This window comes from Candidatus Cloacimonadaceae bacterium (assembly GCA_030693415.1).
GTDB lineage: Bacteria > Cloacimonadota > Cloacimonadia > Cloacimonadales > Cloacimonadaceae > JAUYAR01.
Genome location: JAUYAR010000055.1, coordinates 1 through 21,682, shown reverse-complemented (window position 1 = coordinate 21,682; position 21,682 = coordinate 1). Strand labels below are relative to the sequence as shown.

Sequence of the window (21,682 nt, the reverse complement as noted above, 5' to 3'; positions counted from 1 at the left end):
TCCGTAATGACTCCGTATTGATTCCGTAATGCAAAGGGGGAAGATGTCCCGAGATGAGAGCTGAGAGATGAGATGAGAGATAAGAGATGAGAGATAAGAGATGAGAGATGAGAGATGAGGTGTCCTGAAAAGGGTGGAATGAATATGGAATTACCGACGTCCCCGTCGGTTCCAACGCCGCAATCCCATCAGTGGCGACACAAGATAGCTCGGGGTGGAGGACACAATATGTATAAAGAGAGAAGATGATTTGCTGATCACCCTGTGAAACTTTATGCTATACTACATGATGTTGTGTCGTCAATGATGGGGCGGACGCGCATGAACCGACGGGGACGTCGGTAATTCCATGTTCCTTTTTGGGATATTCTTCCAAAGATGGAATAATATTTGCTACATGCTATGTCATCGCGAAAGCACCTGGAGGTTCTCATGCGTATTTTGCTGCTCACGGCTTTGTTGCTATTGGTTTTGGCTTGTTCGGTTTCCGCGGAGGAAATTGCCATCCGCGAGGGAAGGACCATCCATTGGAACACGCATCACATCCGCACGCCGGATAATTGCGAGATTGTGCTCTGGGAGGACACCATAGGCGGCGATCTGAACATTTATGCCCAGAAGATCAATTCTTCCGGACAAATGTTGTGGCAGCAGCCATTGCCGATCGTCCTCAAACCCGGAAGACAAACCATCAACGCGGTGATTCCCAGCTCGGACAATAACTTCATCATCATGTGGGAAGATGGTCCAATCAAATCCCCGGTCACGATCTGGGTGCAAAAGTTTACCTCCAACGGACAGCTATTATGGCCCGCAGGCGGAATCCAGATCACGGATACCGTCGCTTATTATTACAGACACTGTTTGGTGCCAAACGCAAACGGTGGCGCCTATGTCTTTTTCCGGAACATCATGGGAGCGAATATTCTTTTGGGACAGAATCTGGACGGCTGGGGCAATCAGCTTTGGCAAGCCGGAGGAGCTGCTATTCACAGTTTCAGCACTTACTTTTCGATAGATGCAGCGGTGAGAGACGGCAGCGGAGGAGCGATCGTAAACGTTAAAATCAGCCAGGCGGGGAATCATTTACTTCGCGTTTCCCCCTCCGGAGAAGTGATCGGGAACAACCCCATGCTGGCGGCTGCGGCTTTTCCCGGAGGCAAGTATTCGATCACACCGGGCGTGGGTGGCGAGTTCATACTATTCTCTACATTCACAGATTACGAAAATGTGCTGTATCTGCATAAAATGGACAACAGCGGCAACCTGCTGCTGCCCGGAGCCGTAAATACCGGCATAGCCCCGGTCTATTATGGCGACGATGCCGTGAAACTTCAATGCACACCCGATGGCGGGCTGGTGATCATCTGGAATGATGTGACCGACACATGGATCTCAAGATTTATGATCCAGAAGCTGGACGCCAGCTTCGCTCCGCTTTGGACTCCGGGAGGGATCGAGATCTGCAGCGGTCAAGGTCTCGTTATCCGTCAAAAGCGCCTGAGCGTGCATGCCAACGGTAAAGCCTGGATCAGTTGGATTCTGTCTCAGAATGACGATCAGGAATTACAGGTGAAGGCACAGCATTTTGACTCCTCCGGCACTCCGCAATGGGCTACCGGGGGGATGCAACTGAGCATCGCCGACCGGTGGGTGCAAAGCCCCGTCTGCATCGCCTTTGCCGATCGTGCCATGTTTTTGTGGCAGGAAGTTACCGGAGTGAAAAAGCTTATCCGCCGCCAGGTAGTCAGTACCGGCGGCACTTTGTATCTTGCCCAAGGCGGGCTTCCGGTGGTCGATGTCCTAAATGGAATGGCAGCCGGAGGCAACACGATCGCCATGAACGACAAATACTTCAGCGCCTGGATAGACTCTCGCAGCAATGAACACAAAATCTATTATCAGATCAGCTATTCAGACCTAAATCCGCAGTTGGAGGCAAACGGCAGAGCGTTGAATTTAGCTCCGGGAGAGGATTCCTATTTCCGCTTGATCGGACTGCCGGATAACTCCGTCGCAATTCTCTATTCCACTCCTGTGCAAAACGTGATGAAATGCTATCTCCAGAAAATCGATCACAACGGAACGACGATCTATCCGGATAGAGGAATCATCATCGCCTCCGGTAGTTTTTTGGAGGCAAGCGTTGATCTGAGCTATTCCGATGGGGACATCTATATCGGATGGAGCGAAAATATCTCGAATGCGAGACTGGTCAAAGGGCAACGCGTCTCCGGCGGACAGAAAATGTGGGGTGAAAACGGGATCGTGATTGCATCACATGCTGATTATGGCGGCGTGTGTTTTTCCACAGTGCGGGGTAGATACTTTCTTTGGAAACATCGCTTAGACGAAATGACTTCGGAAAGTAGTGTAAAGGCACTGCTGATGAACGCTAACGGTTATCCGGAAGCGGGTTGGAGCGCCGCGGGCGTTTCTCTGCTCTCGGAAGACAACACCGACAATCAGGGGATAGTCGAATGTGGTTTGAATGGAGATGACCTGATCGTCTTCATCAGTTTTTTATACACACCAAACGTCTTTGTCCAAAAGATCAGCTCCGCCGGAACGCGTGAGTGGGGTGATAACGGCATTGCCCTGGGAGCCAATTTGTGGGTCATGGACGCAGTTTATGACGAAGCGGTCACGTTTGTCTATATGTTTTTTTCCAATACATGGGACTTGCGTCTGCAAAAGATATCTTCTTCCGGCACATTGCTTTATCCCCAAGCTGGAAACCTCATAAGCTCCGAGCTTGATAACTGCGATGGAGCAGTTCTGCTCAAATATGCCAGCGGAAAGATGACCTGCTATTGGTCTGAGAACAGCCTTGACCAAGAGGGGTGGCAAGACATATTTATCCGCCATATCAATCCGCAGGGACAGGCAGTGGGCTATGCTCCGATAGTAGTTTGCGACGCGCCTTACGATCAAAGAGGGATCAGCGCAGCGGTCATCGGAGAAAACGCCATGCTGCTTTGGTCAGATGCGCGTGCCGGAGTGTTTAGATGCGATGGCTTTATTTCCTCGATCTTAGCGATCAGGATATCCAGCTTTCCGGTGGACAACGACGATGAATATAGCCCCCCGGCAGCTTTGCCGCAGTTATACCAGAACTATCCCAATCCTTTCAATCCAGTCACTACCATCGCTTTTGACCTGGTCAAGGCGGATACGGCAAGTCTGAAAATCTATAACCTGAAAGGGCAATTTGTCAAAACACTGCTCAAAGATAGCACTCTGAACGCTGGAAACCACAGCATTCTCTGGGACGGATTGGATGAACAAGGAAGAAAAGCAGCAAGCGGAATCTATCTCTACCGGTTGAGCACTTCAACCCAGCTCATCACCAAGAAGATGGTGCTGGCAAAATAGCGTTTTATCATAACTTCCGAATCTACCCCGGGAAAGATATTACCCGGGGTTTTTCTTTGTTAGGGCGGAGTTGACCTCTTTCGGCAATAATTCTTTTGACAAAAAGCAAGAGCCCAAATTGCATGGTCGTAAGAGATAAATATAGAGGCTAATCATGCTTTCAGACATCGTCAGCTATTTTATGCAGCTTGTCACCATCGACAGCGAATCGCTGGACGAACGCGCCGTCGTCGATGCCGTCAAGGAAGACCTGCTTTCGCTCGGGGCGGAAGTGGTGGAAGATAACGCATACGTTATCATCGGCGGAAACGCTGGAAACATCCTTGCCCGTTTTCCCGGAAGAGCGGATATCGCTCCGATCCTTTTCTGCGCACACATGGATACCGTCAAGCCCGGCAAGGGAATCCATCCCCAGATCTGTGAAAACCGCATCTGCAGCGATGGCAGCACAGTGCTTGGCGGAGACGACAAATCCGGCGTGGCGGAGATCCTTTTCGGGATCAAGAAAGCGCAGGAAAGCGGGATCGCGCTCGCGCCCATCGAAGTGCTCTTCACCGTATCCGAGGAGATCGGTCTATTGGGAGCGAAGAATTTTGATCGAAGCTTGCTCAAAGCCGCCTTTGGCTACGCTTTGGATGCGCATCGCGTCGGCGATCTTCTCCTTGGCGCACCGGCGCAAAACTCCATTCGCATCACTATCACCGGCAAGGAAGCGCACGCGGGAGTGGAACCTGAAAAAGGCATCAATGCCATTTGCGTCGCCGCCGAAGCGATTGCCTCAATGCCCATGGGCAGGATCGATCATGAAACCACCTGCAACATGGGGGTCATCAATGGCGGCTCCTCCACAAACATCGTTCCAAACAAGGTGATCCTCAAAGGTGAAGCGCGCAGCCACAACCCGCACAAGCTTGAACAGGTCTGCCTCGATATTCGTCATGCCGTGGAAAGTGCGGTGCAGCGGCATCACTATGATTTCGGCTTTGCAGGATACGAATTTGTGATGCATCAGGAATATGCCGCTTTCCGCATTCCGGAGGATCAGAAAGTGGTGCAGCTCGCATTGGACGCGCTCTCAAAGCTTCAAATCACTGCCGAAACCACGGTCGGCGGCGGAGGCAGCGATGCTAATATCTTCAACGGACAAGGCTTGCCGATGATCATCTGCGGCACCGGCATGAACAAGGTGCACACCGTCGAAGAAGATATCGAAATCAAAGAGCTGCAGCGCGGAGTTGAGTTCATCAATATGCTGATCCGCCTGCACAGCGAAGGATAGGAAAATGATCGATCAAATCGCGATAGTCGGCTATGGCAAGATGGGTAAAATGATCCACTCTCTGGCAGAAAGCATGGAGTGCAACGTCTCTTCCATTATCGATCCCCATCAGGATGTCCAATTTGACGCAATCACCGAAGAAAGCGTCCGCGGTGCAGACGTCTGCCTCGATTTCAGTCACCCCTCCGCGGTTCTGGAAAACGTCCGCCAGCTTGCCAAACTTGGGAAATCCATGGTGATCGGCACTACCGGCTGGAACGAACATCACAGTGAAGTGCGTGCCCTGGCGGAAGAATACAAGATCGGGATCGTCTTTGGCGCGAATTTCTCCATCGGGATGAATCTCTTCACCCGCATCGTGGAACAGGCGGCGGCTTTGTTTGATCCCTTCGCGACTTATGACGTCTTTGGCTATGAACTGCACCACAACCAAAAAGCGGACAGCCCCTCCGGCACCGCCATCCAGCTCGCGCGTGCCATCATCAGCCACAGCAGCCGCAAGAACAAAGCGGTCTATGAAAAGCTCGACCGCAGGATAGAAGAGGATGAATTGCATTTTGCCAGCGTCCGCGGAGGCAGAATACCGGGAACCCACACCGTGGGTTTCGATTCCGAAGCGGATACCGTCGAACTCGTGCATCGGGTGCGCAACCGCAGCTGCTTTGCCCTCGGAGCTTTGCAGGCGGCAAAATGGATATCAGGGCGCAAGGGCTTTTATAGTTTCAATCAAATGATGGAGGAGATCCTTGCAGATTCCCTTCATTAAGATGCAGGCTCAGGGCAACGACTTCGTCATCCTCAATCTGCTTGGTCATCAGGAAGCGGATTTCGATGCCGCACGCTTGGCGAAAGACATCTGCGACAGGCGTTTCGGCGTCGGAGCGGATGGCTTGGTCTTGCTTTTGGATTCCGAAATCGCAGCGGCAAAGATGCAGATCTTCAATTCCGATGGTAGTCGCGCTCTCATGTGCGGATCGGCTCTGCGTTGCATTTCCCGCCTATTGAAGGAGCTTTCCGGAATCACGGAAGCAGAGATTGCCACCGATGCCGGCATCCGCCCTATCCTGATCGAAAATAACACTGTCCAAGTCAGCCTCGGCAAACCCTTCATCGTTTCTCCAATGATCGTCGTAGAAGGGATCAATGGCTGCCTCGTCAACGTCGGAAACCACCATTTCGTCTGCTTTGACCTTCCTTTGGAGGATGATCCCCATTTGCACTACGGACCCGTCTTTGAACGGCACCCGGATCTGCCCTCAGCGGTGAATACGCATTTTGTCCGCGTCATTTCCAGTGAAGAGATCGAGATCAAAATCTGGGAACGCGGCGTGGGCGCAACTTTTGCATGTGGCACCGGAGCGGCGGCTTGCGTTCTCTGCGGCATGGAAAAAGGTATCCTCAAAAAACGCGTGACGGTGAACATGCCCGGCGGAGCGGTCAGCATCCAATATCTGGAAAGCGGCGAATGCGTTCTCGGGGGAGAAGTCTCGGAAACATTCAGCGGAGCGTATCAATGGAAAATTTAGGCAAGCATCTGCATGATCTGCGCGAAAGCAAAGAACTGGATTACCGCGCCATCTTTCTCGATATCCGCATCCGCCCTGAACAGATCAAACTGATCGAGGAAAACCGCTTTTTCGACCTCGGACCCTATGGCGTCGCCAAGGCAATCGTCTATAACTATGCCCGTTATCTGGAAGCCGACGTTCCGGAAGTGATGGCGGAGCTGAGTGTTATGATGCCTGAACACACCAAAACCAGCCACGCCCGACCCCAAAACGTCCGGCACAGCAAGATACTTCTTTCCACAAACTTTCTCTGGAGCGTGGGCATCGTCATCTTCGCCCTCGTCCTGGCATCATTTGTCTATTATGCCTACATGCAAGATTGGTTAAGGACTCCCGAACTCTTCAAAACCGAAACGGCGGACAAAAACCTCGCCGCCGAAAAGGAAACCACCCAAGAGATCAAACCGGACTCCCTCAGATTGAAGATGCGCCAATTGAGCGAAACCATATATAGCGAACCCGTCGGCAAACAAAAAGACGGCACAAAAAAAGCCCTGAGCGACACCACGGATTATATGGGCAACCTTTTGGGCAACAGCCCGATCAATGTCCTCACCCAATGATAAATCTCAACTAACGCCACACTTTCAGTTTGCCAAATCCCGAGACCAGAACATCATATCCATAACAGAAATATCAAAACACCCGGGAGGAATTATGCCAACCTATTCCGTAAACGAAATCGTCGAAATGGCTGTTCAGATCGAGCGCAACGGCTATGCTTTCTATCACGAAGCCACCAAGCGCAAGGATCTCGATCTCCAAGCGATCGAATTCCTTGAATTGCTAAGAGATCAGGAACTCAACCACGAAAAGACCTTCCTCAACCTTAGGGATGACATGGACATGACAGTCCTCGAGCTTTCCCCGGATTGGGAACTCGTCACCGCCTATCTGAAAACCATCGTGGATGGCAGGATCTTTCACAATGAGTTTTCCGCCATCAAAAAAGCCGCCGAAGCCAAAGACATCTATGGCGTCATCGACCACGCCATCACCTTTGAAAAGGACACCCTGCTCTATTTCCACGCAGTCAACGACACGATCAACGATCCCCACGCCAAGGAAATCCTGCGCCGGATCATCAACGAAGAGGTCTCCCACGTCCTCAAGCTGAACGACTTCAAAAAGAATCTCAAATAAGCTTCCGCATGTCCAAAAAGAAAACCAAAGGCAGAACCAAGAAACTCTTGACCGGGTTCGCGGTTCTGCTTTTGGTGCTTTTGATCACGCTTTTCAATCCCATTTCCATCCGCTTGATGACGGTCGGCGTGGCGATCTATTATGGCATCGATCCGGTGATCTTCTATCGGTTGATCCGCACGGAGAGCGCCTTTCGAAGTTTCGCGATTTCGCCTCGTTCCGCCATTGGTTTGGGACAGATCCGCGAATCCACCGCGTTTTACATCCATGAAAAGCACAAACGCGGTATGCTCTTCATTCCGCTATACAATCTGCGCCTTTCCGCAAAGTACATAAAGTATTTGAGTAAGCGTTTCGACGGCAATTGGTCTCTCATCCTCGCCGCCTACAACTGGGGCGAAACCAAGGTGTCCAAACGCATGCGAAATATAGCTATTGATCCAAATCAGGACTATCGTCACCGCTTCAAGGACATCCCGGAAACCTACAATTACATCAACAAAATCCTCCCTCCCGCAAAAAAGGCTTGACGGGAAACGCGCTTTAAAATCTGGTAATAGCATGAAACATTCAGGAGTAACTTATGTTGCATAACCAGAAGGGAATCTCGGTATATACCATACTGAGTATCATACTGTTTGCCGCCTTGATCTTTGTGCTGGCGCTGCCCTATTTCTATAACCTGGACAAAGAAAAGAACGTCGATGACTGCACCACCAACATGAAATCCATCTGGGTGGCGACCACGGACTTTGTGCGTGATCAAAGATCCGATTTTGGCGGGGACTTGAATGTGCTGAGAAACACACCCAAAGCGCAGAATCCCAAAGCCACCTACCTTGCGCAGATCACCTATTGCCCCGAAACGCATCGCGAAAAGAAAGGCTATATCGTCTTTGGCAAATACGTGGAGGAAATGCTCAACCAAGAGGTCAAGCAAAACACCGGCGTCATCGTCATCTGCCCCAATCTGGAAAAGTTTCCCAAACACTTCCTGGGAAAGACCTTCTATGAAAATATGAGCCCCACTAACCTTCAGAACTATATGATCGACGACATGGACTGGATCGACCAACAGACCAAATCCAACGGCGCCAAAAAGTTCAACGCCATCATGCAGTATATCAACATCTGGAAGACCGACCGCGAAGCCTTTGCCAAACGCAAAACGGATAGCACCGTCCTGAAGAGAATGATCTTCCCGGAAGCTTTCCCAAGCGCCCCAAACATGGGCATGTAATAAGCTGTGTCAAGCATGGGGTGGGGAATTCCGTTTCCCATTGGGGTGGGGAATTGCGATTCACCACAGCCGAATCGCAATTCGGCATCCCAATATGCGCAAATACGCAATATGTAGCATAACCCGGCTCTCCTTTTTGGGCGGAGCCGGGTAATTCTTATCCAAAGAAAAGGAGCACCGGTGCTGTATCAGGAATTCCTCGATCATATCTACAAGAAATACTCCGGCAACGTGAAACTGGAGCTCGACCGCATGCGCAATCTGATGACGGAAATGGGCGATCCGCAAACCCGCCTCGATGGTTTTCACATCGCCGGAACCAACGGCAAGGGAAGCGTTTGCGCCACTCTCGAAGCCCTTTGCATAGCTCATGGACTCTCCACCGGAATGAATACTTCCCCGCATCTGATCAATTACACGGAACGCTTTCGCGTGGGCGGCAAAGACCTTTCGTTTCCACAGATATTGGATTGCTTTCACCGCTATGAAACGCTCTTTGAAAAGTGGGATGCATCATTTTTTGAGATCAGCACCGCCATCGCTTTTGAACTCTTTGTGGAAGCTGAGCTTGATTGCAGCGTCATCGAAGTGGGTCTCGGCGGCAGGCTGGATGCCACGAATCTATTTACTCCGTCGGTTACCGCCATCACTTCCATTGGGCTGGATCACATCAAAACTTTGGGTGGGACGGTTGAACTCATCGCCGCGGAAAAAGCGGGGATTATCAAAGCAGGAATTCCCTTGGTGATGGGCTATATCGATCCCTCGCCTTCTTCAGTGATCGAAGCTATCGCCCTTGAACGCAATGCGCCTATCTTTATGATAGGTAGAGATTTCCATGTTGATCCCGTCAATCAGGATATCGATGGCATCTGTTTCAATTTCCGCTTTGGAGAACTGGTGTTTGAGAGCCTTGGGGCAAACCTGATCGGCAGCCACCAAAGCGCCAACCTATCCGTTGCCCTCGCCGCTTTCATTATTTATGCGCAGAAGCATGGTATCGCTGTGAGTGAGGAAGCAATTCGCTCGGCATTGGAAAAGATCAACTGGAAAGGACGCATGCAAGTGCTTTCCAAACAACCTGTTATCATCCTCGATGGTGCGCACAACGTCCAGGGAGTCCAAGCGCTCATCCATACCCTTGACAACATCTTCCCGCAGCAAAAACTCCGCTTCCTGATCTCCATCCTCGCGGATAAAGACTATCTTGAAATGATCTCGCTTTTCTGCAGCAAAGCTTTTCATATCTATATCGCCCAAAACCAATCCGACCGTGCCGCCACTGCCGAAGACCAGGCAAAACAGGTAGGCAAACACTCTGTCCCATATACGATCGCCGATTCCGTCGCCGCGGCTCTCAATCTTGCTCTTTCCGATATGGAATCGGACGACGTCCTCATCTGTTGCGGCTCGCTCTACACCGTCGGAGAGGTCTTGCAGGAGTGGAAAGAGCTGTAGCGCAGCATGCCGATGCTGCGGATGGTGGAAAGGTGAACGGGTAAACAGGTGAACGAGCAACTCACACGTTCACCTGTTCATCAGTTCACCTGTTAACCGACAAACATCTCTCCACTCTTCCAGCTTATCGCCTCCGCAGCATCGGCATGCTGCGACACATTCCCCCTTAGCATTACGGAGTCAATACGGACTTAGTCCGTAATGAGTCCGTATTGATTCCGTAATGCTATGGGGGAAGAACCGAATTTCGGGTGAACGGGTTGAACTGGTGAATAATCCAGTTTTCGCATTGCTGAGACATAAAATCGAAAGGGCAGTCATCTCGGGTATCGGTACGACCTCTCTCTTGAGGCTATTACAGTTGTGCTTATGACGTTTCCAAGTCCTTCAAAAACGCAGCGATAGCAATTTTCATTGACAAAAAAGCGCCCTTCAAGGTTTGTGATTCGATAGATTAAACTTTACACAGCATCGCAGCAGTGTATCTTGTCATTATCATGAAAATCGGCGGTTATGGATTATCATATCATTGCTGCTGATTGTGTTTAAGGAGAAACCAATGGCTGTCCCGAAAAGAAAGACGTCAAAAACCCGTCGTGACAAACGCAGAACGCACGACGCGCTGACCCCTCCTGCGTTCACGACCTGTTCCAAGTGTGGCGAAGCCACCCGCCCGCATCACATTTGTGATCATTGTGGCACCTACGACGGCAGAAAGATCAAAGCCGCCAAGGAGTAAAATGCGAATCGCCGTCGATGCTTTCGGAAGCGACAACGCGCCGTTTCCGGAAATAGAAGGCGCAATCCAGGCAATCAAAGAAGATTTTTGCAGCGAAGTGATCCTGGTGGGGGATGAAACCATCCTGAACAAGGAGCTTGGCAAATACTTTTATGACCCGCAAAGAATCCGCGTCGTTCATGCCAGCGAGCGCATATTAATGGAAGACTACGGCGCCACGGCAGTGCGCGCCAAAAGGGATTCTTCGATGGTGCGCGCGGTGGAATTGCATCAAAAAGGTCTTGCCGACGCAGCGCTCAGCGCCGGAAATTCCGGCGCCATGATGGCGGCATCATTATTGGCTTATGGACGCATCAAAGGTGTTCTCAGACCCGCCATCGCCGTCACTTTTCCCACTCAAGCCAATCACGAGATCATCCTGGACGTGGGTGCCAACGTCGATTGCGAGGCGGAGCACCTGCTGCAGTTTGCCCATCTCGGCAGCATCTATTACCAGTTTTTCTATAAGACAGCTTCTCCACGCGTCTCGCTGCTCAATATCGGAGAGGAAAGCGCCAAGGGAAACAACGTCTCCCGCGGGGCGTACATGCTTTTGCAAAATGCAGCGGACATCAATTTCACCGGCAACATCGAGGGTAAGGACGTGCTCAAAGGCGTCACAGACGTGATCGTCTGCGATGGCTTTGTCGGCAACATCGTGCTCAAAACGCTCGAAGGGGCGGTGCTATCCATTTTCGGCATCCTGAAAGAACAGTTTAACAAAGATTGGATCGCGAAATTTGGCGCAATGCTCTCCTACCCGGTCTATAAATATCTCAAGCGCAAACTCGATCACACTGAATATGGCGGCGCGCTGTTGGTAGGGTTGAATGGCGTCAGCATCGTTTCCCATGGCAGATCAAACGCCAAGGCGATAAAAAACGCCATCCACTTTGCCGCGCGCATTGCCAAGACGGGCTTTGTCCAACACACCAAAGAGTACTTTGAGAGGTTATCCTGATGGCTATTTATCATGCGAAATTCTCTTCCTTCGGAAGCTACGTGCCAAAGAAGATCCTCAATAACTTTGATCTGGAAAAGATTGTGGATACCACGGACGAATGGATCCGCTCCCGCACGGGAATGTTTGAACGCCATATCACCACCGTGGATGAAGCTGCCAGCGACCTTGGCTATCAGGCAGCGATCAAAGCCATCGAAGCTTCACAGATCAAATATCGCGAGATCGAGCTCATCGTGGTCGCGACGGTCACCGGAGACCATCCTTTCCCCTCCACCGCCTGCATTATCCAAAAGAAACTGGGGCTGAAAAACGTCCCCGCCTTCGACGTCTCGGCAGGCTGTGCCGGATTTGTCTATGCCCTTGACGTAGCGCGGCAATACGTGGAAAACGGCATTGCTAAAAACGTCCTCGTCCTGGGAGTGGATATCCTCACCAAGATCACAAACTGGCAGGATCGCAACACCTGCGTTCTCTTTGGCGATGGTGCGGGAGCGACAATCGTTTCCAGAGCCGAAACCAGCGATATCTCCAGAATCATAGACATCCTGATCGATGCCGATGGCAGCCAGGGTGATTACCTGATCCAACAAGCCGGTGGATCGCGGATGCCTGCTTCTCACGAAACCGTGGACAAAAACCTGCATACCGTCTATATGGAAGGCAATCGCATCTACAAAAATGCGATCAAATCCATGTTTGCCTCCTCGGACGAAATCTTGCGCCGCAACAAACTCACGGTCGCAGACGTCGATTGGGTGATCCCGCATCAGGCAAACCTTCGTATCATCGAAGGGCTCGCGGACAAAATGCGCGTACCGATGAGCAAGGTCATCGTCAATATCGAAAAATATGGCAACACTTCCTCCGCTACGATTCCTCTCGCCGCCGACGAAGCGATCCGCAGCAAAAAGATCCGCCGCGGGGACATCATCCTGCTCACTTCATTTGGAGCGGGTTTGACCTGGGGAAGCGTCCTGGCGAGATACTAATACACTACAAAATAGGAATCGAGATGAAAACAGCTTTTATATTTCCCGGACAGGGAGCCCAATATGTGGGCATGGCGACGGATTTTATCGCCGCCGTGCCGGAATATGCCAGAGTGTTGGATGATTTTGACCAAGCTCACGGCACCAAACTCCGGAAGATCATCTCCGATGGCCCCGAAGACTTGCTCAGAGAGACTCGGTTCACTCAGCCCGCCATCCTTTTTCACAGTATCTGCGCGATGAAAAGCTTTGAAAAGAGCAGCGGGATCACCGCAGACTTCGTTGCCGGACACTCTTTGGGGGAATTCAGCGCCCTCGTTGCCAATGGAACCATTTCCTGGATCGATGCCCTGCACTTGGTGCACAAGCGTGGCGAATTCATGATCAAAGCCAATGATGGCGCACCCTTTGCCATGGCGGCGATCATCGGTCTTGCTGCAGAACTCGTGATCGAAGCCTGCATCGAAGCTGAAACGGTGGGACTGGTGCGCGCGGTAAACTTCAACACTCCGATCCAAACCGTGATCTCCGGCACCCAAGAAGGAGTCGCGACAGCGGGTGAGATCGCCAAAAGCAAAGGCGCCAAAAAGGTCGTCCCGCTCGTCGTGGGCGGGCCTTTCCACACTCCGCTGATCGTCCGGGCAAGCGACTGGCTCGCGCAGGAAATGGCAAAAGCCGAGTTTAAGAATAGCTTTATCCCACTGATATCCAATCTCGACGCCCTACCCAATACGATTGGAGATACCGCCCGCCAAAAACTCGAACGTCAGATCATCTCGCCGGTACGTTGGGTGGAAAGTGTTCAATATATGTTAGATCATGGCGTGCAGCGTTTTATCGAGTTCGGACCCCAGAAAGTTCTCTCCGGCATGATAAAGAATATTGACAAAGATGCACTGGTTTTAAACTATGGCAAATTGGAAGAACTTGACGCTTTGATGCTCTCGCTTTGATGTTGTAGAGCGCTCAACACGCAAGTCTCATTCGAGGAAATTATGAAATATGATATAGACAACCAGGTAGTGGTGATTACCGGTGGCGCCAGAGGCATCGGCTATTCCATCGCGGAAACATTTGCCCAAAACAACGCGCGGGTCGTGATCATCGACCTGATGCCGGAAACTGTGGATGCCGCGGTGCAGAAGCTCAAAGGCTGCGGATATCAGGCTTTTGGCTATATCGGCAACGTCACGGACAATGCCGGTATGGACGAACTCTTTGCCAAAATCGTCAGCGATCTTGGCGGCATCGACGTCCTGATCAACAATGCCGGAGTCACCAAAGACAACCTTGTCCTGCGGATGAAGGAAGAGGAATGGGAAAGCGTGCTCAACATCAACCTCAAGGGTACGTTCTTCTGCACTCAGAAAGTTTTTAAATACATGATGAAAACCCGCAAAGGCAGCATCATCAACATCGCCAGCGTGATCGGAATCATGGGCAACGCCGGACAGGCAAACTATGCCGCCTCCAAGGGTGGAATGATCGCCTTCACCAAAAGCTGCGCCAAGGAATTCGCTTCCCGCGGTGTGCGTGTGAACGCCATTGCCCCCGGATTTATAGAAACCGAAATGACCGCCAAGCTCCCTCCCGAAGTGGTGGAAAGCTATGGCAAAGCCATCCCTCTGGCAAAGATGGGAAAACCCGCGGACGTCGCCAAGCTTTGCCTCTTTCTGGCGTCCGACGAAAGCGCTTATATCACAGGTCAGACCATCGCCGTTGACGGTGGCTTGACCATGCAATAGATTGAACCGGGGCTTTCGCCCCATCAATGAAAAAACACACTTCAATAACATAGGAGGAATAATGGATATTGAAGCAAGAGTAAAACAGATAGTGATGGACAAGCTGAATGTGGAAGCATCTCAGATCGTTCCTACAGCTAACTTCATCGATGACCTGCGCGCCGATTCCTTGGACACCGTGGAGCTCGTAATGGCTTTTGAAGATGAATTCAAGATCGTCATTCCTGATGAAGATCAGGAAAGACTCCGCACCGTTGGCCAAGCCATCGATTATCTCACGGAAAAACTGGGTTAATCGCATCAACCGCGAATCAATCCTGATAGCTTTTGTTATCAGGACTGATTCCGCTTTTTTGAAGTCAACCGTCTGTATTGATCTAAGATATGGCGCCGCTATGTTTTAGACCAACATAAATAATACAAGGACAAGTCTAATAGTACATGAGGTTTTTATGAGTAAGAAAAAAGTAGTCATCACCGGGCTCGGAGCTATCACTCCCGTTGGAAACAACGTCGCGGAAGTGTGGCAAAACCTGATCAACGGCGTTTCCGGGGTCGGATTGATCACCAAGTTCGACGCCTCCGTCCTGCCTACCCACATTGCCGCAGAGGTGAAAAACTTCCGCGCGGAAGATCATTTTGACGCCAAGGAAGCCAGAAAGCTTGATTTTTATACCCAATACGCGATGGTAGCAGCCCGCGAAGCAGTCAAGGACGCAAACCTCGTTCCGGGTTCCTATGATCCAAACCGCGTTGGCGTGATCACCGGTGCCGGCATTGGTGGAATCCTCACTTTTGAAGAAGAATGCGTCAAAGCCCACACCCAGGGTTTTCGCCGCATCAGTCCTTTCTTCATTCCCAAGATGATCGGAAACATTGCCGCTGCGCACATCTCCATCGAACATGGCTTTAAAGGTGTCAACTTCAACGTTATGAGTGCTTGCGCCAGTGCCAACCACGCTTTGGGAACCGCCATGCGCATGATCCAATATGGAGACGCGGACATCATTGTCAGCGGAGGCATGGAAGCGGCGGTTTCACCATTGGCAGTGGGTGGATTTTCCGCCATGCGCGCGCTCAGCACCAGAAACGACAATCCTCAGGCAGCATCGCGTCCCTTTGATGTTGACCGCGATGGATTCGTCATGAGCGAAGGCTCCGCCATCCTCATCCTCGAAGAACTCGAACACGCGCTCAAGCGCGGAGCGAGGATCTATGCCGAACTTTCCGGCTATGGCGCCACCGGCGACGCTTACCACATCACAGCGCCCACAGAAGATGGAGAAGGAAGCAGCCGAGCCATCGAAGCCGCAATCCGCGATGCCGGGCTGAAACCTGAAGACATCGACTATATCAACGCCCACGGCACTTCGACCACGCTCAACGACAAAGGCGAAACGCTTTCCATCAAAAATAGCTTCGGCGAGCATGCCTACAAACTCTTGATCAATTCCACCAAATCCATGGTCGGACACATGCTCGGCGCCGCTGCAGGCATCGAAGCCATCGTCTGCGTGAAATCCATTGAGACCGGCATCGTCCATCCCACCATCAATCTGGACAATCCCGATCCAGCGTGCGATCTGGACTATGTGCCGCACAAATCGAGAAAGTTTGACGTCAAAGCTGCTCTATCCAATTCACTCGGTTTCGGCGGACACAATTCCGCCATCGTCATCACGAAATATCTCTGAGCCATAGGACTAAGACAACTTGTTGAAAACGTTGAAGCCCTTGGATCATCATGCCTGATGGCAAGCCTTTTGCAGACCCCAAGGCGGATAAAAGCCCCGCGAAAACGAGGAAAACCGTGAATCCGATCATTTCCAGGATCATTGAATACTTCAACGGCAAGCGCATCGCGGAACAATATCCCAAATGGGAAAAGAGCCTCGTGCAATTGCAGAAGAAGATAGAATATTCCTTCAAAGACAGCACTATACTGAGGGCGGCGCTCACCCACAAATCCTATCTGCGGCGCAAATACGACGACCACAAAACTCCCTCCCCCTTTGAACGCATGGAGTTTCTGGGTGATTCCATCCTCGGCTTTGCCGTCTCCAAAGAACTATTTACCCGCCATCCGGACGAACAGGAAGGAAAGCTCAGCAAGCTCAAATCCAAGATCGTTTCGGAGACCTATCTCACCTTCAAGGCAAACTCTTTGGAACTCGGAAAATACGTGCTGCTCAGCCCCGAAGAACAACAATCCGGCGGTGCCAAAAAAGCCTCCATCCTCAGCGATACCATGGAAGCGCTCATCTGCGCCATCTATCTGGACAGCGGCATCGCCTCTGCCAACAAATTCATCAAAAACTTCATCATCAAAGACTACGAAACCACGGTCAACCGCAACGAACTCGTGAACTATAAAAGCATCCTGCAGGAATACATGCAATCCAAAAACCAAGACCCGCCACGCTATATCACCACCGCTGAAGAGGGTCCAGAACACAACAAAACCTTCATCGTGGAAGTTCACGTTAGCGGAAAACTGATGGGCACCGGAAAAGGCAACACCAAGAAAACCGCGCATCAGGACGCAGCCCATGCGGCATGCCAGAAACTTGGGGTGTGATGGACGATTTTGGACAAAGGCACAGTGGGGTCTCGTAAGTATAGCGTTGTTTTCGGCAGAGTTTCGTCTTGACGGCTTTCACCCTCTGCCAACTTGACCACGTAAACAGAATAATAGCCGACTGAGTATCAATGAAGGAAAAAATCACCATTATCGGAGCGGGACTGGCAGGTTGCGAAGCCGCTTTGTATCTTGCGGAAAAGGGCTTTGAGATCGATCTGTATGAGATGCGTCCCGCAAAAATGACCGCGGCGCACACAAGTGGAAATCCTGCTGAGCTTGTTTGCAGTAATTCACTCAAATCGACCCGGAGGGATACCGCTTCCGGACTTTTGAAAGCAGAGCTCAAGCTCTTGGGCTGCAAGCTGTTGCCACTGGCTGAGGCTTGCAGGGTTCCTGCCGGACATGCGCTTGCAGTCGATCGCGAGGCTTTCGGCAAATTGGTGCAAACCGAGCTGGACAATCATCCCCATATTCGTCTCATCCGCGAAGAGGCAACATCCATTCCATCAGGCAAATGCATCATTGCTGGTGGTCCGCTTTCCAGCGACGCGCTCATGCATGAACTGCAAAAACGCCTGGGAGACCAGCATTTATACTTCTTCGACGCCATCGCTCCGATCATAGATTCCGAAAGCATAGACAGAAGCAATATCTATCAAAAAGACCGCTATGACAAAGGCGACGCGGATTATCTGAATTGCGCCTTCGACAAAGAGGAATATTACCGTTTCGTCGATGCTTTGATCTGCGGCGAAAAGCGCCAGGCGCACGAGTTTGAGGATGATTTCTTCCGCAGCGTGAAGTTTCATTACTATGAAAACTGCATTCCGATCGAGGAACTCGCCCGCCGCGGAGTGGACACTTTGCGCCATGGAGTGATGCGTCCCATGGGCTTGGAAGATCCCAAAACCGGCAAAAAACCCTTTGCGGTGCTTCAGCTTAGAGCAGAAAATCGGGATCTGACAGCATACAATCTGGTCGGCTGCCAAACCATGCTGCGTTATCCTGAACAAAAACGCATCTTTCGCCTCATTCCGGGATTGGAAAACGTGGAATTTCTCCGCTATGGTTCCATCCACCGCAATTCATATCTGTGCTCTCCCCAGGTTCTGAGCTCCGATCTATCTCTCAAAATAGACAAGGACATCTTCATCGCCGGACAACTAAGCGGCGTGGAAGGCTATGTGGAAAGCATCGGCAGCGGGCTCTTGATCGCGAAAATCATCAGCGAAGCACTTGAAATCCTGCCCCAGGAAACCATCCTCGGTCAGTTATGGCGACGCCTGATCGATTCCGGCAGCAAGAACTTTCAACCCGTCAATGCCAATTTTGGGCTTCTGCCAGCCCTTGAATCACCCATCCGCGATAAAAAACTAAAAAAAGACTTGCTCGCTCAGCGTAGCTTGAATTCATTGCAACAGTTCATAAAATAAAGGAGATACACATGAACAGTTTTCTATCCGCTTGCGGTTTGGACTGCCAGACTTGCGAATGCTACACCGCCACCCAGGAAAAAGACATGGAGAATAAGAAGGACATTGCCGTCCGGTGGAGCAAAAACTATGATGCCAACCTCAGCCCCGAAGATATCAATTGCGATGGCTGCATGAGCGATGGCACGCATTTCGGTTGGTGCGCCAAATGCCCCATCCGTGCTTGCGTGGTAAACAAAGACTATCAAAGCTGCGCCGAGTGCAAAGACTTCCCATGCGCCACAAACGAATTTCTATACAACGCCGTTCCCTCCGCCAAGGAGACGATCCTCGCCCTCAGATAAGAAATGGATGTGTCAGGTTCATCGCTATTTTCGCCTGTGGGATAGAGCTTCGTGTCGCCGACGGGGACGTCGGCGTTCCATGAGGCAGCGTTCCATGAGGCGGCGTTCCATGATTATGGAATTACCGGCATCCCCGTCGGTTCTTGCAATAACTTATGCGCAATATTGAGAAACTTTGGCTAAAAAGTAACCGCCAATTTCGCATAGGCGGAAGCACTGTTTTTGCGGAAATGTCCCATTGGGTCAGAATAGTTTGATTCCTCATCCATAGTCTGATTGCTCTTGAATCCGGCATAGATGAAATAGTCCTTCATAAACTCATAACGGATATTGGTATAGTAGCTTAGATCGGCAAATGAGCCGGCGCGCTCATAGGTGCTGATGCCAATCCCGCTGGAGAGCTGAAGTTTTTGGCTGGGTGTGTATGCCAGCGATGCATTGGCGATTGCATAGCGGTTGTCGAGCTTGACCGTCAAGGTGTCTCCACCCACAATGACCACATTCACTTTGGGATAGTCATAATCACGCCCCCTGACCGACGCCGAATAACGCAGTTTCTTGGTTAGTGCGCCCCAAAAGAACGAATAATAGTTCATCCCGAGCCTCGTATCATAAAGGTCGTAAATCAAGCTGTGGGAACGTCCCACTCCACAAGAGACGCCCATTGCATCCCAGCTATGGAAGCTAAAACTTAAGCTTAGATGATCCGTATCATGTTTAGCGTTGCTCAAGTCCAGATCGGTGCCTTTGTTGCCAGATCCAGAAAAAGAAAACTTCGGACGAAAACTGAGCCAGGCGTTGGCTCCGGAATGATAAGAGCCGATGGGAGTGGTGCTGAGAAATAGGCGATTGTATCCGCCCCAGGCGCTAATTCTGAAACTTTCCAGATAGTTCTTGCTGTCTTCGCTGTTCCAGTAGAGCTGCCCGCTAATAGAGTCCCAGTCGGTATCCGCATAAAATCCTGCATCAGTGCGCAAATCTCGGCTGGACATAGAGTAGTCTGCAGAGCAACTCAGATTTCCCGGTTTGGCAGCCAGAGAAATATGCGTCATGTATCCGTAGAGGGCGCTACTGTCCGCTTCATTCTCGTTTTTTCTGACGCTTGCCGTCAAGGATGAATTCAGGAAGACCTTGGGTAGGATTTCCCACCTGAAACCACTGCTTCCCACATGGTTATAGTATCCGGCGTTCACGCGGCTGACCAATAGATTTGAGCTGCGAAACTTGCGCCAGGAAGGGACGAACGCCAACACCTGATAGTAATCGTCGGGATTGATGATGTAGCCTTCACCACGGATTTCTTTATCAAAGGCGCCGAGGAGCCCCCAGTTCAGGATTTTGCTGTTACCGGTCATCTTGAATGCCAGCCGCGGCTGAACGATATTTCGGGAATAGAAGGTATTGGATTCAACTCCGAGCACGTCGATATCCTCCGTGAAGAAAAAGCGGTTTTCACCTAAATATGGAGGGTATTTGCTGTTGTAATTGTCTTGGGCATTATCCGGCGGAATATCGGAGTAATCGGGATTCATCGTCAGCTTGATGCGCGTCCGCTGCCCTGGATTGAAGGCAACGTCCAACCCCAGATGATCAGGATCAAAGCTGCCGGTCTTCGCGATCAGATCATAGCTCTTTACAAAGTAAGAGCGAAAAGTCAAATCCACCTTTTGTGTGATGAGGTGGTTCAGTTCAATATCCTGCGCTTTCAGAAAATAGTCATTGCCCATTTTCGTGTTGATATAGGGCACCGAATAGCTTTCCTTCGCCTCGTGGTTATACTTGGTCAGGATAATCTTCCAGCGGTAGGGCAGTTTTTGCTTGAACCGCAGCTCAGTCAGTGGTATCCGCATCGTCACCGTCCACAGAGTATCGTTGGATGCCGTCTCATAACTATAACGGCTGTCCCATTCTGAGCTCATATACAGATCACTGTTTCGAACCCCATCAACCAAGCTGCCGGTGGGGAATGCCATGTAATAATAAGCGTAGTAGGCATCGGGGATGGTGACGAGATGGATGCGGATGTAATCAGCAGTGGGATACTGATCTCTGGGACCAATGGCGCCACTCTTGAAATCCTTGTCTATCGCGCTCTCAACGTGTGCCACCAAATAGTCTCCGTCCTGCCACAACCATGCCTTGGTGAGCAATTTCTCTAACGCTTTATCATCTGGACTAACCCGGACAAACTCAGTCAGGCTGTTCTCGTCTGTCTTCACTGGAATGGTAGATTGGGGGACTTTGATCCCAAAGCTGGTTGAAACACATAATAACAAAGCCGTGCAGATTGCAAGAGCTTTCATAAACACCTCGATCCTCATAGTGAGTTATTGTCGGTTAATTTTGCTCGAATTTCATGAATTGAGACCCCCGATGTTGGCACCCATTTCATCTCATTGTTTCTCATACTCTTTGATTCCCCGCCAGCGGGTCTTCGCCTCACACAAACTATACTTTTTGCTGATTGCACCCATCACAATCAACTGTTTCCACAATAAATCCAAGCTCGATTTCTTGTCAACAGCTTTCTCTATTATTTTTTCAAAACTTTGCCATTTCAAATTGTATCTACCTGTCCTACATTTATTTAGATAACATATTGGCGCTACACGTGTTTGTTTCTTCCATCTAATAAAATCGTTTCTTGTCAAGTCCTAATATAGTTGACACTAGGTTGCCACTTTTTGCGATAGCGCTACACCCCTCCATAGTATGTCCCCCCAAGCGAAGTTTTCGTGCAGATCAACAAGCCACTGGATACGCGTGAATCCTGTGAGTTATTCTT

Annotated in this window: 20 protein-coding genes; 19 read left to right on the top strand and 1 reads right to left on the bottom strand. The window is 50.7% G+C overall.

The window, feature by feature from the left end:
• Positions 1-432 precede the first annotated feature (432 nt).
• From Q8M98_03765 to Q8M98_03675, 19 genes are all read left to right on the top strand, one after another.
• Positions 433-3,375 carry a T9SS type A sorting domain-containing protein gene (locus Q8M98_03765; GenBank protein ID MDP3113874.1) on the top strand — a complete coding sequence of 981 codons (2,943 nt, stop codon included), beginning with the start codon at positions 433-435 and terminating at the stop codon, positions 3,373-3,375.
• A 154-nt stretch (positions 3,376-3,529) separates the two neighbouring features.
• Entirely contained in the window at positions 3,530-4,654 is a 1,125-nt protein-coding gene (locus Q8M98_03760; GenBank protein ID MDP3113873.1) for a M20/M25/M40 family metallo-hydrolase, read from the top strand.
• Positions 4,655-4,658: 4 nt separating this feature from the next.
• The gene (gene dapB / locus Q8M98_03755; GenBank protein ID MDP3113872.1) at positions 4,659-5,420 is read left to right on the top strand and encodes a 4-hydroxy-tetrahydrodipicolinate reductase; all 762 of its coding nucleotides are present in this window, start codon (positions 4,659-4,661) and stop codon (positions 5,418-5,420) included.
• A complete protein-coding gene (gene dapF, locus Q8M98_03750) occupies positions 5,401-6,180 on the top strand; it encodes a diaminopimelate epimerase (GenBank protein ID MDP3113871.1) in 780 nt (259 codons plus the stop codon). The genes dapB and dapF overlap by 20 nt, the downstream gene beginning before the upstream one ends.
• Positions 6,168-6,785, top strand: coding sequence for a helix-turn-helix domain-containing protein (locus Q8M98_03745; protein ID MDP3113870.1), 618 nt, complete (start codon positions 6,168-6,170; stop codon positions 6,783-6,785). The genes dapF and Q8M98_03745 overlap by 13 nt, the downstream gene beginning before the upstream one ends.
• A 94-nt stretch (positions 6,786-6,879) precedes the next feature.
• A complete protein-coding gene (locus Q8M98_03740; protein MDP3113869.1) occupies positions 6,880-7,365 on the top strand; it encodes a ferritin family protein in 486 nt (161 codons plus the stop codon).
• 8 nt (positions 7,366-7,373) lie between these two features.
• Positions 7,374-7,895 carry a lytic transglycosylase domain-containing protein gene (locus tag Q8M98_03735; protein MDP3113868.1) on the top strand — a complete coding sequence of 174 codons (522 nt, stop codon included), beginning with the start codon at positions 7,374-7,376 and terminating at the stop codon, positions 7,893-7,895.
• Between the two features lie 53 nt (positions 7,896-7,948).
• Positions 7,949-8,605: a hypothetical protein gene (locus Q8M98_03730; protein MDP3113867.1), complete on the top strand. Its 657-nt coding sequence runs from the start codon at positions 7,949-7,951 to the stop codon at positions 8,603-8,605.
• 180 nt (positions 8,606-8,785) lie between these two features.
• Positions 8,786-10,063, top strand: coding sequence for a folylpolyglutamate synthase/dihydrofolate synthase family protein (locus Q8M98_03725; protein ID MDP3113866.1), 1,278 nt, complete (start codon positions 8,786-8,788; stop codon positions 10,061-10,063).
• Between the two features lie 559 nt (positions 10,064-10,622).
• Positions 10,623-10,802 (top strand): 50S ribosomal protein L32, encoded by a 180-nt coding sequence (gene rpmF, locus Q8M98_03720; GenBank protein MDP3113865.1) that lies wholly within the window; start codon positions 10,623-10,625, stop codon positions 10,800-10,802.
• Between the two features lies 1 nt (position 10,803).
• Positions 10,804-11,802, top strand: coding sequence for a phosphate acyltransferase PlsX (gene plsX / locus Q8M98_03715; protein ID MDP3113864.1), 999 nt, complete (start codon positions 10,804-10,806; stop codon positions 11,800-11,802).
• Positions 11,802-12,794: a beta-ketoacyl-ACP synthase III gene (locus tag Q8M98_03710; protein MDP3113863.1), complete on the top strand. Its 993-nt coding sequence runs from the start codon at positions 11,802-11,804 to the stop codon at positions 12,792-12,794. The genes plsX and Q8M98_03710 overlap by 1 nt, the downstream gene beginning before the upstream one ends.
• A 23-nt stretch (positions 12,795-12,817) precedes the next feature.
• Complete coding sequence (fabD, locus tag Q8M98_03705) at positions 12,818-13,747, top strand: ACP S-malonyltransferase (protein MDP3113862.1); 930 nt, start codon at positions 12,818-12,820, stop codon at positions 13,745-13,747.
• A gap of 42 nt (positions 13,748-13,789) precedes the next feature.
• Positions 13,790-14,539: a 3-oxoacyl-[acyl-carrier-protein] reductase gene (gene fabG, locus Q8M98_03700; protein MDP3113861.1), complete on the top strand. Its 750-nt coding sequence runs from the start codon at positions 13,790-13,792 to the stop codon at positions 14,537-14,539.
• A 58-nt stretch (positions 14,540-14,597) separates the two neighbouring features.
• A complete protein-coding gene (locus Q8M98_03695) occupies positions 14,598-14,834 on the top strand; it encodes an acyl carrier protein (protein MDP3113860.1) in 237 nt (78 codons plus the stop codon).
• 157 nt (positions 14,835-14,991) lie between these two features.
• Positions 14,992-16,233, top strand: a complete 1,242-nt coding sequence (fabF, locus tag Q8M98_03690) for a beta-ketoacyl-ACP synthase II (protein ID MDP3113859.1) — start codon at positions 14,992-14,994, stop codon at positions 16,231-16,233.
• Positions 16,234-16,283: 50 nt separating this feature from the next.
• The gene (rnc, locus tag Q8M98_03685; GenBank protein MDP3113858.1) at positions 16,284-17,117 is read left to right on the top strand and encodes a ribonuclease III; all 834 of its coding nucleotides are present in this window, start codon (positions 16,284-16,286) and stop codon (positions 17,115-17,117) included.
• Between the two features lie 131 nt (positions 17,118-17,248).
• Positions 17,249-18,553, top strand: a complete 1,305-nt coding sequence (trmFO, locus tag Q8M98_03680) for a methylenetetrahydrofolate--tRNA-(uracil(54)-C(5))-methyltransferase (FADH(2)-oxidizing) TrmFO (GenBank protein MDP3113857.1) — start codon at positions 17,249-17,251, stop codon at positions 18,551-18,553.
• A gap of 11 nt (positions 18,554-18,564) precedes the next feature.
• A complete protein-coding gene (locus tag Q8M98_03675) occupies positions 18,565-18,897 on the top strand; it encodes a DUF3795 domain-containing protein (GenBank protein ID MDP3113856.1) in 333 nt (110 codons plus the stop codon).
• Between the two features lie 179 nt (positions 18,898-19,076).
• Here the strand turns inward: Q8M98_03675 and Q8M98_03670 are convergent, their stop codons facing one another.
• Positions 19,077-21,200 carry a hypothetical protein gene (locus Q8M98_03670; GenBank protein ID MDP3113855.1) on the bottom strand — a complete coding sequence of 708 codons (2,124 nt, stop codon included), beginning with the start codon at positions 21,198-21,200 and terminating at the stop codon, positions 19,077-19,079.
• Between the last annotated feature and the right edge of the window lie 482 nt (positions 21,201-21,682).

Bases quoted from the DNA above. Each gene is read 5' to 3' on its own strand.
- Q8M98_03765 (MDP3113874.1), top strand. From the start codon at position 433: ATGCGTATTTTGCTGCTCACGGCTTTGTTGCTATTGGTTTTGGCTTGT.
- Q8M98_03760 (MDP3113873.1), top strand. From the start codon at position 3,530: ATGCTTTCAGACATCGTCAGCTATTTTATGCAGCTTGTCACCATCGAC.
- dapB (MDP3113872.1), top strand. From the start codon at position 4,659: ATGATCGATCAAATCGCGATAGTCGGCTATGGCAAGATGGGTAAAATG.
- Q8M98_03745 (MDP3113870.1), top strand. From the start codon at position 6,168: ATGGAAAATTTAGGCAAGCATCTGCATGATCTGCGCGAAAGCAAAGAA.
- Q8M98_03740 (MDP3113869.1), top strand. From the start codon at position 6,880: ATGCCAACCTATTCCGTAAACGAAATCGTCGAAATGGCTGTTCAGATC.
- Q8M98_03735 (MDP3113868.1), top strand. From the start codon at position 7,374: ATGTCCAAAAAGAAAACCAAAGGCAGAACCAAGAAACTCTTGACCGGG.
- Q8M98_03730 (MDP3113867.1), top strand. From the start codon at position 7,949: ATGTTGCATAACCAGAAGGGAATCTCGGTATATACCATACTGAGTATC.
- rpmF (MDP3113865.1), top strand. From the start codon at position 10,623: ATGGCTGTCCCGAAAAGAAAGACGTCAAAAACCCGTCGTGACAAACGC.
- plsX (MDP3113864.1), top strand. From the start codon at position 10,804: ATGCGAATCGCCGTCGATGCTTTCGGAAGCGACAACGCGCCGTTTCCG.
- Q8M98_03710 (MDP3113863.1), top strand. From the start codon at position 11,802: ATGGCTATTTATCATGCGAAATTCTCTTCCTTCGGAAGCTACGTGCCA.
- fabD (MDP3113862.1), top strand. From the start codon at position 12,818: ATGAAAACAGCTTTTATATTTCCCGGACAGGGAGCCCAATATGTGGGC.
- fabG (MDP3113861.1), top strand. From the start codon at position 13,790: ATGAAATATGATATAGACAACCAGGTAGTGGTGATTACCGGTGGCGCC.
- fabF (MDP3113859.1), top strand. From the start codon at position 14,992: ATGAGTAAGAAAAAAGTAGTCATCACCGGGCTCGGAGCTATCACTCCC.
- rnc (MDP3113858.1), top strand. From the start codon at position 16,284: ATGCCTGATGGCAAGCCTTTTGCAGACCCCAAGGCGGATAAAAGCCCC.
- trmFO (MDP3113857.1), top strand. From the start codon at position 17,249: ATGAAGGAAAAAATCACCATTATCGGAGCGGGACTGGCAGGTTGCGAA.
- Q8M98_03675 (MDP3113856.1), top strand. From the start codon at position 18,565: ATGAACAGTTTTCTATCCGCTTGCGGTTTGGACTGCCAGACTTGCGAA.
- Q8M98_03670 (MDP3113855.1), bottom strand. From the start codon at position 21,200: ATGAAAGCTCTTGCAATCTGCACGGCTTTGTTATTATGTGTTTCAACC.